The organism is Bifidobacterium apri (assembly GCF_009299485.1).
GTDB classification, from domain to species: Bacteria; Actinomycetota; Actinomycetes; order Actinomycetales; family Bifidobacteriaceae; genus Bifidobacterium; species Bifidobacterium apri.
In genome coordinates, this window is the sequence record NZ_WBSO01000001.1 from 185,985 (window position 1) to 201,249 (window position 15,265).

Sequence of the window (15,265 nt, forward strand, 5' to 3'; positions counted from 1 at the left end):
GGACGCAAAGCCGCACCGACGCCAACTTTCAGCGGACAGGAGTCAGGGCATGTTCCCACCAAGGACAGGACAGCAGTATCATCTCGTATTCGGCAGGTACGCCGCCACCGTAACCGAGCAGGGCGCTGCGTTGCGCAGCCTCACCCTCGACGGCAAGAACGTCATCGTGCCGTTCGACGAAGACGATATTCCCAATTGTTGCCGCGGACAGCTGCTTATTCCCTTCCCCAACCGCATCGAAGACGGCGAATATGAGTTCGAAGGCACCAAGTATGTGCTGCCGATCGATGAACATGAGCGGCATAACGCGATTCACGGGTACGGCCACCGCGCGTATTGGACGCGGCTCGCGCGCACGGATAACAGCGTCAGTTTGCAATGGCGCGCACCCGCATTGGAAGGGTATCCGTTCGACGTGATCGTCACAGCGGATTATCGGTTGGACGAGCATGGCATAGCTTTGACGCTCAGCGCGCTGAACAATGGTTCAACCGACGCTCCATGGGCGGCAGCCATGCATCCGTGGCTCGCCAACGGGCAGCACAGCACCGGCGATGCGATCGAGCACGACAATGCCGCATGCCGTTTGCGCGTGCCAGCGGACACCCACGTCATCGCCGACGATAGGCTGCTGCCACTCGGTACGGAACCTGTGGATGGCACCATCTATGATTTGCGTGACGATCCGACGCTGGAGGGACGCCCCTTCGACGACGCGTGGACGGGACTGCGGCATGATGCCGACGGCAACGCATCCGCGGTATTCACCCGTCCGGATGGCATGGTGATCACTGTCACCGGCGGGCCGACCATCACCTCGTTCCAAGTGTGCACGGGAACTGGATTCCCCGAAGCGATCCGCCCGCAAGGGGTCGCCGTGGAACCGCAGACCGCGTACGCGAATGCGTTCCGCAGCGGGAAGGATCTCATTGTCATCAAGCCGGGTGAGACGAGCGTGACGAGTATCCGTATCTCGGCTGAGCAACGTTGAGCGGGGCCACCCGATTTGTAAACGTCTCGCCGATGTGCGATAATCCCGTAGGCTTACCAATCTTTAGCAAAGGAGTCCATTATGGGTATGCGTGGACGCAAGCGCAAGGCACGTCGCAAAAAAGCCGCTAATCACGGCAAAAGGCCAAATGCCTGAGTTGCGCTGACGGATGTCGCGACACGCCGGTTCACGGTGGCGGCATCCGCGACATCGCATCACAGCACAAGCTGCACGAACCCTGCGAATGATGTTCAAGCATCGTCCGCAGGGTTTTTCTATGCCATGAATCGTTGAACTCTGCGGGCAATCAAGGTGGTGTTGATGGCATGGCAGGCAGCTTTGCGGGAGGGGACGTTCCGTAGGACAGTCAATCGGTATGGATGTTGATTCGTGGTCGGCGGGGAGATTGGGGGCATGCCACAGCCATATCATCGGGAGACTGCAATATACCAAGCGTCGCATGACTGGACATACGCAACCCGCCGGATACCGCCTGATATCACCGTCTTCCGCGGCTTCCTCTGACTGCCACGCATACCACGACATACGCGACACGACAGAAACCACCGGATTCACCGCTTTCCATGCCATTCCCCACCAGTTACGCATACGCCAACATACACAACACGACAAACACCAACCCGCCACGCCACACACAGCGACATCCCACCCAGCCACGTATGCCACCACGTACACAACCCGTCAGAAACCACCGGATTTCCCCACTTCCATGCCGTTCCCCACCAGCCACGCATGCCACGGCATACGCGACGGTCTATATGCCGGGCTCCGCGCCCAAGACAAGATTCCGCCCCACGGCAAGGAACCCTCAATAGCGCGTACAACGAAGCAACACGCCGAATCTGCCGGCTGCCCCGAAGCAGGCAACGGGACTACAAACCAATAGTCCGAATACGAGACTCGCGCTCAAGAATCAATCGACAGAGCGCATAACCGCGCAAAACTGCTCAATCCACACAAGCCACTCAAGCCGCCAACTCCAGCAGCACAAGCCATCCGTTCACAGCTCACAGCCACACCGCTCGCGCTATTCAGCGCACATCAGGATATGTGGGGAACGTCCACCCTTCGGGAACGGACAAATCAGCGACCGTCACGATCTCCGTGCCAGGCACCTGCACGCGCCGAACCACCACCGCGCTACTCGCCTGATTCGCAGCATCCACATGACGCACGGCATCATCAGGCTGGAAGTCCACGACACGCCCGTCGGCACCGCGAACATCGTGATGCTCGCATTCCTCCTCGCGACAGCAGGCGTCCAGCGTGCGATGCAACCGCTCGATCAGACATTCGGGAGCCGCCTGCGGACGCAAATACGCGCGCATCATCGCGATCAGCGCACGCTCCTGCGCATCACAACAGGATTCGGGATCGAAACACTCATGAGCGTCACCGGCAGTACCGACACCGGCTGTCTCAACACCAGCGGCACCTGCATTCGCGGCCCCGGCATCCTCGCCGGAGAACGAGCCAAGACGCGCGATATGGACATCCGTACGCGTCACACCTTCGCGGGTATGGCGGGTGATGGAGATATGGCTATGATGCTCATACTGGTTCATGCCGACTCCTTCCAACGATGTTCACGGCACCCGGTGGTATCTCTATGTCGCTACTCATTATGACCCGTCGTGACGGACTTGGCATGGCTGCGACGCGTCGAATTCGCAACAGGCGAAGAAGAATCAGCGTCGCCGCGCGCACGAGTGCGTCCGACGTCATACCCGCGTTCCTTCGCGTACGCGGCAAGTTCCTGCTTGAGTTGGGTGCGCGCGCGGTTGAGTCGGCTCATCACCGTGCCGATTTTCACACCCTGCTCATCCGCCACCTGCTGGTAGGACTTGCCGTCGATGGCCGCGTCGATGAACACCTGCCGGCGTTCGGGGCTGAGTTTGTTGAGCGCCGCCATGATTTCTTCGGGAGCATAGGCATTGAGGTATTGCTGCTCAGCCGACTCCAAACCTTGCGACGTGTGTTCTGACGCCGAATAGATGTCCCAATCGTCGTATTCCCCCGTCGAATCGTTCGCACGTTGAGGGCGACGCTTCGCTTTGGCGTACTGGTTGAAATACGAGTTGCGTTCGATCGTGGTCATCCACGCTTCGAAATTGCTGCCCGGTTTGAAACTGTCAAACGCCTTGAACCCCCGTTCGAAGGTGTCCTGTACCAGATCCTGCGCGTCATCGGGATTATTGGTCAGTTTCATTGCCTGACGGTACAACGTGTCCACCGCGGGCATGGCGAGCTTTTCGAAGCGCTTGCGCTTCTCTTCCGTTGATTCATTCAGCTCGTTGCTCACCCCACCATTCTATGACGCGCCGCACACGGCGTTTCATATCCGGCGACGACGGCGAGCCGCACCGTCCGGCGGATGGCATTGTCTGTTTCGCAGCGCACAATACTCCTTATGACCATGACTTTTGACGCACTGATTGCGGCGTTGGAGCAAGCACCGCATCAATCCGAGGACACGCAGCTCGGCTCATCGTGGCTGCTCGGTTTCGACACCGAAACCACCGGGATTACAGCCGGGCGGGACGCCATCGTGTCCGCAACGCTGGTGTTGCGCGACCCGCAACGCGGCCATGACGGCGACGCTGAAGCCGAATGGGTGATCAACCCGCACAGGCGGATGAATCCGAGGGCGAGCGCGGTCAACGGCTTCACTGATGAGTATCTCGCCGAGCACGGTATGGAGCCGACGGATGCCATCGATCAGATTGCGCGGGCGATTGCCACGGCTCAGGACAAGCATATCCCGCTGCTGGCATATAACGCTCCCTTCGATGTGCATATGCTCGCCGGCGATTTGGAGCGTTGGCAGCTTCCCCAAGTCAGTGAACGGATGGAGGCGGCAGCGTCATCATCCGGTTTGCTGGTCGTCGATCCGCTCGTCATCGATCGCGCGATATCCAAGCGTCACGGCAAGCGCACGCTGACCTTGACTACGGAATATTACGGCGTTGTTCCCACCGGCGATTTCCACAACGCCACAGCCGATACGGTCGCCGCGGTGGATTTGATCAAGCCGATGAGCACCCTGTACCCTCAAGTTGGGCATTTGACCATGGGCGAGCTCATGGATTGGCAGCGTCAGGCGCATGACACGTGGCAGGCATCGTTCAACCAGTGGTTGGAAAGCCGCGGTCGCGCGCCACTGCACGACCGATGGTTGTAAATCCACGCCCGTATGCCGGCGACACGACGACAGCATGGCAGGACATCCGGTACACGCCTGCACGGAACCGACACAGCGCACCGTCTACAATGAGGGCGGGCAGACGGGGAACGACAAGAAAGGTTCGCTCATGGCTTTGACTCTGGCTTCGGCCGCACACCTGTTGCAGGAGCATCATCTGCTGCACGAGATCATCCGCGGTGATCGCTGGACGTTGGACGCCGGCGAATTCGAAGGTTCGAACACTGCATTCTCGACGGTCACCTATGACACGCGCAAGGTCGATCAGGGCACGCTCCTGTTCTGCAAAGGCGCATTCCGCCCTGAGTATCTTGATGGCATCGATGCGCGCGGACTGGCGGCGTACGTGTCCGAAACCGAATTCCACGACCGCACCGCCGCCCCCGGACTCATCGTTTCCGATGTGCGCAAGGCCATGAGCCTGCTGTCCGCGGAATTCTACGGCCGTCCGCAGGAGAAGCTGACCGTCGTCGGCATCACCGGCACCAAAGGCAAAACCACGACCGCATACTTCACTCACGCCGTGCTCAACGCCATCAGCGGCGGCAAGGCGGCGCTGTTCTCGTCCGTCGACAACTGCGTGGACGGTCACACGTATGTCGAATCCGATCTGACTACGCCGGAATCGCTGGATGCGTTCCGCATGATGGGCGAATCCGTGGAACACGGCATGCGCTACCTGGTCATGGAGGTTTCCTCACAGGCCTATAAAGTGGATCGCGTATACGGCCTGACCTTCGATGTCGGCGCGTTCCTGAACATCTCCCCCGACCATATCAGTCCCATCGAGCATCCGACATTCGAGGATTACCTGTGGTGCAAGCGGCAGATCGTCGATAACTGCCGCACCCTCGTGCTTGGCGCGGACGCGGACCACGCCGATCTGATCAGGCAGCAGGCGACGCGCGATGGACGCAGTGTCGTCACCTTCGCACTGCACGACGGCTTGAAGCCCGGCACGCAGGCCGACGTCGTAGCAAGCCCGGCGAACGCCGATCATACGCAATATCGGATTGCAGCAGACGGTACCGATTTGGGGCTGTTCTCGCTCGCGATTGACGGCGATTTCAACTATGCGAATGCCGCCGCGGCGCTCGCGATCGTCCACGCCTTGGGGCTTGACACGTCGTCCGCCGCAGTGCACGCCCTGGAGCAGGTGAAAATCGCCGGCAGGATGGAACGGTTCGAAGACCCGTCAACGGATACTGTCGCCATCGTCGATTACGCACACAACGGGATTTCCATGACAGCGCTGCTCGACTATGTCAAGGAACGCTTCGGCGACCGCCACCCGTATATCACCCTGATCACCGGTTCCGCCGGCGACAAAGCATATGACCGTCGCAAGGAAATCGTCGAGGCGGCGCAACACCGTCTCAGCCGGTTCATCTTCACCGAGGAGGACACGAATACCGAGCCGACGGAGAAAATCTGCAAGCAAATGGCAAGCTATGTCACCGATCCGGATGTCGTGTCCGACATTGTCCTTGACCGCGGGCAAGCCATCGAGGACGCCGTGCGCACCGCGAAAAGCCACCCCGACCGTCTCGATGTCATCCTTGCCATCGGCAAAGGCAACGAACGGTGGATCAAACGACTGAATCGACACACCCCGTATGAAGGCGATGACGCGATATTCGCCCGCATGCTGGGATGATTACGTCTCAACCGAAATGAGTGGATGCCGTATGCTGCGGCGCTGATACGAACTGAGGAGAATATGTTCACCATTGAAGCGATGGATCACACTGCCATGGAGCACGCTGCGCAGAAGCTCGGCGTGACCTTGCCAATCGAACAGACCAAAGTCTGGGCGGAATACCAGAAGGATATCGATGGTCGCACCCCATGGGGCTGCTTGGCTATCCGCAAGGATGACACGGTCGTCGCTGTACTGAGTTTCATCGACTATCTCACCCACGGATACCACTACCTGCGCTCCATGCATGGCCCGGTCTGGGCAGCCAAACCGTCAGAGGACGATGAACGTGCCGCAGTAAAGGCGATCGCCGACTATGTGCACGCGCATGATCGCAAGGTCGTATTCCTGCGTATGGATTTGTGGTATACCGCAGGCACGTGTCCTGTGCTGTCCACCGTACCGTATGACCAGACCGTCGTCATCGATCTTGCCGGCGGGGACGAAGACATCCTTAAGCGAATGAAGCGCCGCGGACGCAGGGACGTCCGCAAGGCACTGCGTGAATGCCCAGCTGAATGCGAGGACGAGACCAGTCAGGCGCTCGAATCGTTCGAGGAATATTACGACATCATGGTCGAAACCGGCAAGCGCGACGGGTTCAATCCCGCCCCAATTACCGACTATTCAGATATGCTTGCCGCCCTCGGTGCAGATCATTGCCGTGTATTCGCCGCCCGTATCGATGGTCGAGTCGTGGCATGGTCCATCGTCACTGTCAACGGTGATCATGCCGTACGGTATTATGCGGCGATGCGTTCAGATGTCATGCGGTTGCATGTCACCGATAAACTGCTATACAGCGAATGCTGCATCTTGGGTTCGCAAGGCATTGCCGCTTATGACTTGATGGGCATCGGCAGCGACTTCTCCCCCACGTTGAAGGGACTGAACGAATTCAAGACCAAGTTCACTGAGGAGGTCACGCCCGTAGCGCCCGGACGGGATGTGCCTGTGCGCAAGGCGTTCTACGGCGCATTGCGCATGGTCAAGCGGATTCGAGGCTAGTGATTCTCGAGCGAAAGCTGTACGAAACTGCACGGGTGAGAGTCTGAAAGTATGGAACAGACTCTCACCCGATGAATCGCCGGTTACGCGTTGGCAGCGCCGGCCGTATGCGACACGGTTTGGATAATCGCATCACACACATGCTGTGCCGTCTCGATACCAAGCTCAGTGGGCAGGCATAGGCAGCGGCGGACGACATCTTCGTGGATGGGCACTTGTGAACGGTCTAAATCAGACAATCCATAGGCTTTCTCATCAGTCACACCGGGGAACAGTTCCGGACGATACCAACGTTCCGCATATCCGCCGGCAGAACGTACCACTGCGATAAGACGCTCCGATTGTGCAGTGTCACGGGCGAGCAGCGGAAAGCGCAACAATGGTTGCGTCGCTCCGGCGAGCGCTGCGTGCGGGATATCAATGCCATCGAGATCCGACAACTGCTCCTTGTATAGGTCGATGATTCTCCGACGCCCTGATTCGTTGGCGTCCAGTCGTTCAATGGCGCTCGCGGCACGTTCGTTCATCCACGCGGCCGGTGCGTACGACGGATAGTCAAGCGATCCGGCTCGTTCACTGTCTGCGATCGGCGGTTCATACCATCCATGCCGGGTGCATGAGGAGCGTAGTGCGTTCCCTAATGATCCCAATCGTGAAAAGACGCGATTCTGATTGATGTACATGCGGGTCACCCGGTTGAGCGAGCTCGGCAGCGCCGGCAATGCCGACAATGCGTTCCGAAGATCGTGATTGAGTTCCTCGTCGTGTTCGGCGAGCTTCGGATTGATCCAGACAGCCCCGCCAAAGCGTGTGGGAAGCATCTTCTCCACGCCGAAGGAGTGGAGGGAGATGTCGGCGAGCGGAAGGCCGTTGTTGCTGCATGCCATGCGCGTGACGCAGTGGGCGCTATCTTCGATGAGTAGCGCGCCGGCTTGCTTGGTTTGGTTAGCAATCTGCAGATCAGCGTCAGGTGAAATCATTCCAAACGTATGCTGCAACATGACGGCCGCAGCATGGCCATCCTTCAACCGATCATGCAAAGCATGCACGTCTATGGAGAGGGTATCGGCATTGATATCAGCATATGTGACATGCATGCCCGCATCGATGATCGGCACCACCGCCGTGCAGCACGTGAACAGCTGAGTGATCACCGTATCGTTGCCGGTGGTGGTTGCTCTGTCGGCAAGCAGCCGCATCACTTCGCTCAATCCGTAACGGGCCTTGAACACCGGGAACCAGTCAGCGGCATCAGTGTGCGAGCGCCGTGCAAGTGCTTCGCGAAGTGCATGCACGTTCGCCTGGTCGTGTTCGTTGCCAATGCCCATCTCATCCTCGATTCGTTTGCGAGCCGGAAACAATATCCTCACAGTATCGCGTGGGATAGCCGTATGAGCAGCTGATCCACACTCGGCGGATATCAGGTGACGCGTATAATATGCGTGTCACGTACGTCAACAGAGAGGACAACCATGCTGTCTTTCCAGCCTGTCATTATCGGCGGGGATTTGGGTGCTTATGCCATCGCCCGTGAATTCAATGACGCGTACGGGGTCAAGCCCATCATGGTCACGGCGTACAATCCGAACGCCATCCGCGACTCGGCAATTCTGACCCGCCGGTATTGTGCGAATGCTTCGGACGAGCAAGCCCTTGTTGACGATCTGCTTGATTTGGGTGCGCAGTTGCGCAGGCAGAATCCACGCACTCCATTGGTGCTCATGGCGAACACCGATTGGCGTATCCGCGTGATGGCCAAGCATCGTGAACAGCTCGAAGCGTATTACCAGTTGCCGATTCCGTCGCTCGAGGTCATTGAGCAAGTGATGGACAAGCAAGGTTTCGAACGACTCGCCACTGCGCAAGGCATGCCAGTCCCCCGTTCGTTTTACGAGGATTTTTCTCAGGCAGACGATTCGAATTGGACACCTCAACCCGTGCCAGATGATTTATCGTTCCCGGTCGTGGCCAAGCCGGCAGACAGCTCACAGTATGAGAACCTGCTGTTTGAAGGACGCAAGAAAGTATACCGCATCGACAGCCGTGAAGAGCTTGACGCTTTGTGGCATACGCTTGCCGACGCTGGTTTCCGCGGTACATTCGTCGCACAGGAGCTTGTCCGCGGTGACGACACCGGCATGTATTCGGTAACCGCATATGTGGATTCCCATGGGAAGGTGACCATGCGTTGCTCTGCACATGTGCTGCTTGAGGAGCATCACCCTGCGACGCTCGGCAATCCGTGCGCGATGATCACCGAACCGGTACCTCAGATTCTCGACCATGCCCAGCGTTTCCTCGAATCCATGCCTTATCGCGGATTCGCTAATTTCGATGTGAAACGTGATTCGGTCAGCGGTAAATTCTACTTCCTGGAGATCAATCCGCGTATCGGTCGGAACAATTTCTATGTGAAAGCTGCGGGGATCAACCCGATGGAAATCATGATTCGCGACATCATCGGCGGCGAGAATCTTCCTGAGCGGACAGCCGATAAGGAAGTCCTATACTCCATTATCCCTGACCGTCTGTTGCGCCGATATATCATTGATCCGCAGCTTATGGCGCAGGTGCGTCGCCTGCAACGCGCCGGCAGGGTCAATCCGCAGCGCAATCCGAAGGACGCCAGCCTTAAACGTCGGTTGTATGTACTGGAATCCGAACTTAACGAGTATCGTAAATTCAACCGGTATTATCCCAAGCCCACGTCGACCGGATTCTGAGCGTCGTGATGCCGCCGCTATCAGCCGTCAGCCGTGACGTTCAAGCCGCTGGCTGATGGCGGCGCTCACACCGTCGGCGCGCATGGTGATGCCGTACAACGCGTCGGCGATCGCCATCGTGCGCTGCTGGTGTGTGATGATGATCAGCTGGGCGTGCTCACGCAAGTCGTCCAGCGCGTCCAACAGTCTCGTCAGGTTCACATCGTCCAGTGCGGCTTCCACCTCGTCCATCACGTAGAAGGGGCTGGGTCGGGCCGTGAATATCGCGAACAGCAGGGCGAGCGCGGTCAGCGAACGTTCCCCGCCTGACAACAGGCTCAACTGCTTGACGCGCTTGCCGGCCGGGCTCGCTTCGACGATGACGCCCGTGCCCAGCATGTCGTCCGGGTCTTCGAGCCGCAATCTGCCGGTGCCGCCCGGGAACAACGTGGCGAAAACATGCTGGAATGCGGCGGCGGTGTCGTCGAATGCACTGGAGAATACGCTGACCATGGTCTGGTCGAGATCCTGTACCAGTTTGAGCAGGTCCTGACGGCTTTTGGCGACATCGTCACGCTGATCGTGCAGATACTGGTTGCGCGCGTTGAGCGCCTCATACTCTTCAGTGGCGAGCGGGTTGACCTTGCCGAGAGCCTTGAGATCCCGCTGGGCACGCTCCAAGCGCTTGACCTGCTCCTGCCGCACGTATGGGACGGTTGCGGGGCTTTGGGCATTCTCAGCCTCCTGTGCCGCTGCCGCCGTCTGGGTCTGGTTCTGCGTCGGCGCCTGGGTCGTGGCCGGGGCCGGGGTAACGGTCGGGGTCATGCCGGTCGTCGCCTTCATATCCTGCGTTTGAGCCTCGCTCTCGCCCTCGGACTGCGCCGGCTGCTTGCGGCCTGTTGTGGACACGGCATGGTCGGGTGAAAGCACCGGCACAGGATGATCGGGCGAATACTGATTGACCAGTTCATCCATATCCATGCCAAGCGTGTCGGCGACTTTCTGGGTGAGTTGTCCCCATGCGGCCGCCTGCCGTTCACGCTCCACATCAAGCTCATGCTCGTCGCGCTGCAAGCGCTGCACCTGCGGTTCCAACCGGTCGCGTTCCGCACGCAAGGCTTTCAATTCCTCGTCATGCGTGGAAAGTTCCGCTTGCAGACGGTCACGGCGTTGTGCAGCCCCGGCAGCGCTCGCACGGGCGAGTTGTGCGCATGCGGCGGCATCATGGGACACACGATCCGCGGCTTCGGCGCGCTGGCGTCGGGTTTCGTTCTGTTCTTGGATCCGCGCTTGCCTGAGTTTTGCTTGCTCCGCGTTGTCTCGCAGCAGGCCGATTTGCCGTTGCAAGGACTGGGCTTGCCGATCGGCTTCCTTCCATGCGAGTTTTGCGGATACCTCCTGCTCACGCGTCTGGCCGAGCCGTTGTTCGAGCTGATGCTCACGAGCGGCGAGCTCGTCCAAGTCAGCATTTGTGCCTTGTGATGCTTGCGCGGCTGTCAGAGCGTTGCGCAAGTCCTCAAGCTTGTTCTGATGATCGTCGCGCCCTTGTGACGCGTTGTGCAGCGTTTCTTCGACACGCGCGAGCTGTCGCCCGGCGGTCTGGACTCGCTCCTGTGCCGCTTTCAACGTGCGCTGCGCCTGCTGCGCTTTGACCCTTGCCTCGGTTCGCAACTGTGCCTGCCGGTCAACGTCAAGCCGCGCTTGGTCGCGCAGCGCGGTCAGCTCGGCCACGGTCTCATCGATGCTGTCAAGCTTGGAACGCAAGGATTGCATGTCGGCGAGCGCCTTGTCCCGTTTCGCAGCCAGGGACAGGTCGCTTTGTGACAGGGATGATCCGCCTTGCGCCCCTACCGCGGTGAGAATCTCCCCCTGACGGGTGACGGCGCGCGTCCATGGGCCGTGATTGACGGCGTCGAGTGCTTCGCTACGGGTCTCCTTCACCACGGTGTCGGCAAGCAACGCGCGTACTGCGGCGACGACTCGCCGGGCGGCGGCAGGGTCGTGCGCATGCGGATTCACACCGACCAGTGCGGCGGCGGTGTGGTCATTGCCGGCGGCACCGGCGATATCTGCCATGCTGCCATTGCCGGGCACATCGACAACATCGACAGCACCGGCGGTACCGGCAGCATCCACAGCATCAGCAGCATCCACAGTGGCATCACCGGCATCGTCCTGCCGATCCAGCGGGTGCAGAAGCACCGCCTTGCCGAGTGCGTGATCCTGCGCGCGTTCAAGCGCGGCAAGCATCTGTTGCTCGCCGGGAACGACAATGGCGCTCGCATAGTCGCCGAGGGCGTGGGCTACGGCTTCCTCCCAGCCTTCTTTGATGCGGATGAAATCCGACAGCCGCCCCATCACGGCGATCTCTTGGTCGGATTCGAGTTCGCCTGCGGCGTTGCGATTGTCCAGCGTGTCGGCGAGCGCATCCGCTTTGGCTTGCAAGGAAATGATCTTCCCGTTGATTTCACGCTGCCGGTCGAGCGCTTCATCAAGTTGCTCCTGACTATGCTGAAGTGCCTGTCTGGCGGCGTCGAGGGCGGCTCCCCCGTCATCGTCGGCGTCTTGACGTTCCTGGTCCAGTTCGGCGACGCGCGTTTTGGCTTGTTCCACTTGCGTCCGCATGTCGGACCGTTGTGTGGACAGGTCGGCGATTCTGATGTCCGCCGCGTGAACCGCCGATTCCTCGCGGGCGATCAGCTCCCGCAGATTGGCGATATGCGCGTCACGCTGCTGCGCGGTTTTGCGCAGTTCGGTCAACGTCTGGCGGATCGACGCGAGACGCCGCTCATGGTCCGCACGCGCCTCTGTGGCTTGATCGTAGGCGAGCCGCGCATCATCGACCGTTGCTCGCTGCTTGCCTGCCTGCAGCTCGAGTTCATCGGCACGTTTGGCGAGCATGTCGGGATTTTCGCCGGTATCGGTCACAATCTGCGAACGGATGGACGCGGCACGTTCCGCTGCCACAGAGGCGAGCGAGCTGAATCGTTCCTCGAGACGCGACAAGTCATGCCAAGTTTGGTTGGCTTGGGCAAGCCGCGGGTTGGACCCCGAAGTAATGGCCTCCACCTGTTCGATCCGCACTTTGGCTTTCGCCAGATCCTGCTGCAAGGCGGCAAGCCGACGCCGGGTATCGGCGAGGTCGCTGCGTAGGCTGTCACGCCGTTCACGCAGCTGGCACGCGTCATCAGCGAACAATCGGGACTGAGCGTCCCTGATTGTCATCTGGATGGTGTCCGCACGCCGCGAAACGCGCGCCTGACGTCCAAGAGGGCCAAGCTGGCGGTGGATTTCACGCAGCAGATCGTCAAGACGGGCGAGATTGTCTTCCGTGTTCGCCAGCTTACGGAGGGCGCGTTCCTTGCGTTTGCGGTGCTTGAGGATGCCGGCGGCTTCTTCGATGAACGCACGGTGTCCGCTCGGATCGGCACGCAGAATCGCATCAAGCCTGCCTTGGCCGACAATGACGTGCATCTGCTGGCCAAGCCCCGAATCCGACAGCAGTTCCTGAATGTCGAGCAAACGGCATGCCGACCCGTTGATCGCGTATTCCGAACCGCCATTGCGGTACAAAGTACGGCTGATCGTCACTTCCGTATAATCGATGTCAAGCGCGTGATCGGTATTGTCGATGGTCAAGGAGACCTGTGCACGACCGGCAGGCGGGCGTGTGGAGGTACCCGCGAAAATCACGTCCTCCATCGAAGTGCCGCGAAGATTCTTGGCGCCCTGCTCGCCCATCACCCACGTCAACGCATCCACGATATTGGATTTGCCGGACCCGTTCGGGCCGACGACAGCGGTGACGCCTGGCTCGAAGCGCAGCGTCGTCGGGTTCGCGAAGGATTTGAATCCTCGGAGAGTCAGTTCCTTGAGATACATGGGCGTAGCAGGTTCAGGCCGTCAGGCGGCGTGGCTTTCGGATGCTGTGCCGCCCGACGCGCCTGCATTGCGGGACATCCGCGCGTCGATGGTGAACTTGAGGCCTTCTTCGCCGGCGTTGAGGATCTCATTGATCACATCATCGGTGTCCGGCTTGCCGTCGGCGGAATCTGCGGAATCGGTGGAATCAGCGCCGTCTGCGGCATTTGCTCCATCGGCATGGTCGTCGGTGTCATCAGGCGAGACCACAGGCGGATTGACACGCTCGGCCTTCGGTTTGGCCAAATCGGTCGCCATATGCTCGGTCAGCAACGTTCTTGCATCGCCCGCGGTGACAAAACTGCCGCAAATCAGCACGCCGTGACCGTATCCGACACCCAGATCGTCCTCGGCGTCAACCTTGTCCACGGCAGCCTGAATAGCATCCGGAAGATCCTTGATCACGGTGACGCGATCCGGTCCGAACACCCGCACCGCGATCTTCTCCAAATCCTCAGCCGGCATGACACGATCCCGCCACGAATTCTCCGTGACAATGATTTCGCTCAGAATCGGCTCAAGCACGCCAAGATATTCTTCGACCTGCTTGTCGCCCATCATGGCGACCACGCCGACCAGCTGCTGGAAGCTGTAATTCTCCTCAATCGCAGCACGCAACGATTGAGCGGCATTCACATTGTGCCCGCCATCGACGATAATCGTCGGCGACGTGCGGACCTGCTCGATACGCCCCGGCACTTTCACACCGCCAAGCGCTTCATCAACCAAATCCTGGTCAAGCTGGCCGTTGACCGGAATCACGGTTTCCGCCGCCGCAAGCGCCGCCAACGCATTATGCGCCTGATGTTCGCCGAATTTTGCGATCGGCACATCACGGTATTCGCCTTCCGGTGTGCGCAACGTCGCCATCTGGCCGCCGACCGCGGGGACGCGGGAAACGACTTCCATCTCCTCCCCATCGCGGATCAGCGTGGCATTATTGCGTTTCGCCGCAGCCTCCAGAATCGGCAGCACCTGTTCGGCGTGGGGCTGACGGCCGATAATCGCCGTACATCCGGGCTTGATGATCCCCGCCTTCTCAGTGGCGATTTTCTCGACGGTATCGCCCAGCCACTGCATATGATCCATGTCCACCGGCCCGATGATCGCGGCATCCGCATCCATCACATTCGTCGCATCCCAGGCGCCGCCCATACCGACCTCGAAAATCGCCACATCGACGGGAGCGTCCGCGAACTTCCAGATCGCCATCGAAGTGAGCACCTCAAAGAAGCTCATCGGCGGCTTGTTCTCCTGCTCCATCTTGCGATCGATAAGCGCGACCAGATCCTTGATCTGATCCCACGAGTCAATGAAATCATCGTCCGACAACTGTTGGCCGTCGATGGCGATACGCTCGTTGATCTTCTCCAGATGCGGGGACGTATACAAGCCGGTGCGCATACCGTATGCGCGGCAGATCGCCTCCGCCATGCGGGCCGTTGACCCTTTGCCGTTCGTGCCGGTGATATGGATGACACGGAAGCTGTCCTGCGGGTTGCCGAGCAGATCGACCATCATCTTCATGCGGTCAAGGTCGAGATTCGTCTTGTTATGTTCCGGCGGGCGCTTCATGATTTCGCGCTCAACGTCACGGATGTTCTCGCCACTGCGATTCGGATGTTCAAACGACATGCCCGCTGGTCTCTTTCCTATGCCTGTGATGATGACGCGGCCGCCACGGCGGCAGACCGCATACGCACGCCCGAATGTCCAGCCAA

The 15,265-nt window shown here is 59.6% G+C and carries 10 protein-coding genes and 1 pseudogene; 6 read left to right on the forward strand and 5 right to left on the reverse strand.

What is annotated here, in order from left to right; translation table 11 throughout:
- The first annotated feature begins 49 nt into the window (after positions 1-49).
- Both DSM100238_RS00715 and DSM100238_RS09665 read left to right on the forward strand, forming a co-directional pair.
- Positions 50-991 (forward strand): aldose 1-epimerase family protein, encoded by a 942-nt coding sequence (locus tag DSM100238_RS00715; RefSeq protein WP_152354828.1) that lies wholly within the window; start codon positions 50-52, stop codon positions 989-991.
- 81 nt (positions 992-1,072) lie between these two features.
- Positions 1,073-1,147 (forward strand): 50S ribosomal protein bL37, encoded by a 75-nt coding sequence (locus DSM100238_RS09665; protein WP_369803150.1) that lies wholly within the window; start codon positions 1,073-1,075, stop codon positions 1,145-1,147.
- Positions 1,148-2,250: 1,103 nt separating this feature from the next.
- Here the strand turns inward: DSM100238_RS09665 and DSM100238_RS00720 are convergent.
- Together DSM100238_RS00720 and DSM100238_RS00725 are read right to left on the reverse strand one after the other, a co-directional pair.
- Positions 2,251-2,577, reverse strand: a pseudogene (locus DSM100238_RS00720) (hypothetical protein); the annotation flags it as partial.
- A 50-nt stretch (positions 2,578-2,627) separates the two neighbouring features.
- Positions 2,628-3,254, reverse strand: coding sequence for a sigma-70 family RNA polymerase sigma factor (locus DSM100238_RS00725; protein WP_240812274.1), 627 nt, complete (start codon positions 3,252-3,254; stop codon positions 2,628-2,630).
- A 168-nt stretch (positions 3,255-3,422) separates the two neighbouring features.
- On the opposite strand from DSM100238_RS00725, the gene DSM100238_RS00730 reads away from it, so the two are divergent.
- The 3 genes from DSM100238_RS00730 (at position 3,423) to DSM100238_RS00740 (ending at position 6,921) form a co-directional block, all read left to right on the forward strand.
- Positions 3,423-4,193 (forward strand): exonuclease domain-containing protein, encoded by a 771-nt coding sequence (locus tag DSM100238_RS00730; RefSeq protein ID WP_152354830.1) that lies wholly within the window; start codon positions 3,423-3,425, stop codon positions 4,191-4,193.
- Between the two features lie 130 nt (positions 4,194-4,323).
- Positions 4,324-5,871, forward strand: coding sequence for a UDP-N-acetylmuramoyl-L-alanyl-D-glutamate--2,6-diaminopimelate ligase (locus DSM100238_RS00735; protein ID WP_152354962.1), 1,548 nt, complete (start codon positions 4,324-4,326; stop codon positions 5,869-5,871).
- A gap of 63 nt (positions 5,872-5,934) precedes the next feature.
- Entirely contained in the window at positions 5,935-6,921 is a 987-nt protein-coding gene (locus tag DSM100238_RS00740; RefSeq protein ID WP_152354831.1) for a lipid II:glycine glycyltransferase FemX, read from the forward strand.
- Positions 6,922-7,004: 83 nt separating this feature from the next.
- On the opposite strand, the gene DSM100238_RS00745 is transcribed toward DSM100238_RS00740, so the two are convergent.
- Positions 7,005-8,249 (reverse strand): DegT/DnrJ/EryC1/StrS family aminotransferase, encoded by a 1,245-nt coding sequence (locus tag DSM100238_RS00745; RefSeq protein WP_152354832.1) that lies wholly within the window; start codon positions 8,247-8,249, stop codon positions 7,005-7,007.
- A gap of 144 nt (positions 8,250-8,393) precedes the next feature.
- Here DSM100238_RS00745 and DSM100238_RS00750 point away from each other — a divergent pair, with 144 nt between their 5' ends.
- The gene (locus DSM100238_RS00750) at positions 8,394-9,644 is read left to right on the forward strand and encodes a carboxylate--amine ligase (protein ID WP_152354833.1); all 1,251 of its coding nucleotides are present in this window, start codon (positions 8,394-8,396) and stop codon (positions 9,642-9,644) included.
- 27 nt (positions 9,645-9,671) lie between these two features.
- On the opposite strand, the gene DSM100238_RS00755 is transcribed toward DSM100238_RS00750, so the two are convergent.
- Positions 9,672-13,505: an AAA family ATPase gene (locus DSM100238_RS00755; RefSeq protein ID WP_152354834.1), complete on the reverse strand. Its 3,834-nt coding sequence runs from the start codon at positions 13,503-13,505 to the stop codon at positions 9,672-9,674.
- Between the two features lie 21 nt (positions 13,506-13,526).
- On the reverse strand, positions 13,527-15,179 hold the full coding sequence (locus DSM100238_RS00760; RefSeq protein WP_152354835.1) for a bifunctional folylpolyglutamate synthase/dihydrofolate synthase: 1,653 nt from the start codon (positions 15,177-15,179) through the stop codon (positions 13,527-13,529).
- Between the last annotated feature and the right edge of the window lie 86 nt (positions 15,180-15,265).

What these genes read in the sequence shown, in the direction of transcription:
- DSM100238_RS00725 (WP_240812274.1), bottom strand. Translation starts at nt 3,254, where the DNA reads ATGCCCGCGGTGGACACGTTGTACCGTCAGGCAATGAAACTGACCAAT.
- DSM100238_RS00730 (WP_152354830.1), top strand. Translation starts at nt 3,423, where the DNA reads ATGACCATGACTTTTGACGCACTGATTGCGGCGTTGGAGCAAGCACCG.
- DSM100238_RS00735 (WP_152354962.1), top strand. Translation starts at nt 4,324, where the DNA reads ATGGCTTTGACTCTGGCTTCGGCCGCACACCTGTTGCAGGAGCATCAT.
- DSM100238_RS00745 (WP_152354832.1), bottom strand. Translation starts at nt 8,249, where the DNA reads ATGGGCATTGGCAACGAACACGACCAGGCGAACGTGCATGCACTTCGC.
- DSM100238_RS00750 (WP_152354833.1), top strand. Translation starts at nt 8,394, where the DNA reads ATGCTGTCTTTCCAGCCTGTCATTATCGGCGGGGATTTGGGTGCTTAT.
- DSM100238_RS00740 (WP_152354831.1), top strand. Translation starts at nt 5,935, where the DNA reads ATGTTCACCATTGAAGCGATGGATCACACTGCCATGGAGCACGCTGCG.
- DSM100238_RS00755 (WP_152354834.1), bottom strand. Translation starts at nt 13,505, where the DNA reads ATGTATCTCAAGGAACTGACTCTCCGAGGATTCAAATCCTTCGCGAAC.
- DSM100238_RS00760 (WP_152354835.1), bottom strand. Translation starts at nt 15,179, where the DNA reads ATGTCGTTTGAACATCCGAATCGCAGTGGCGAGAACATCCGTGACGTT.
- DSM100238_RS00715 (WP_152354828.1), top strand. Translation starts at nt 50, where the DNA reads ATGTTCCCACCAAGGACAGGACAGCAGTATCATCTCGTATTCGGCAGG.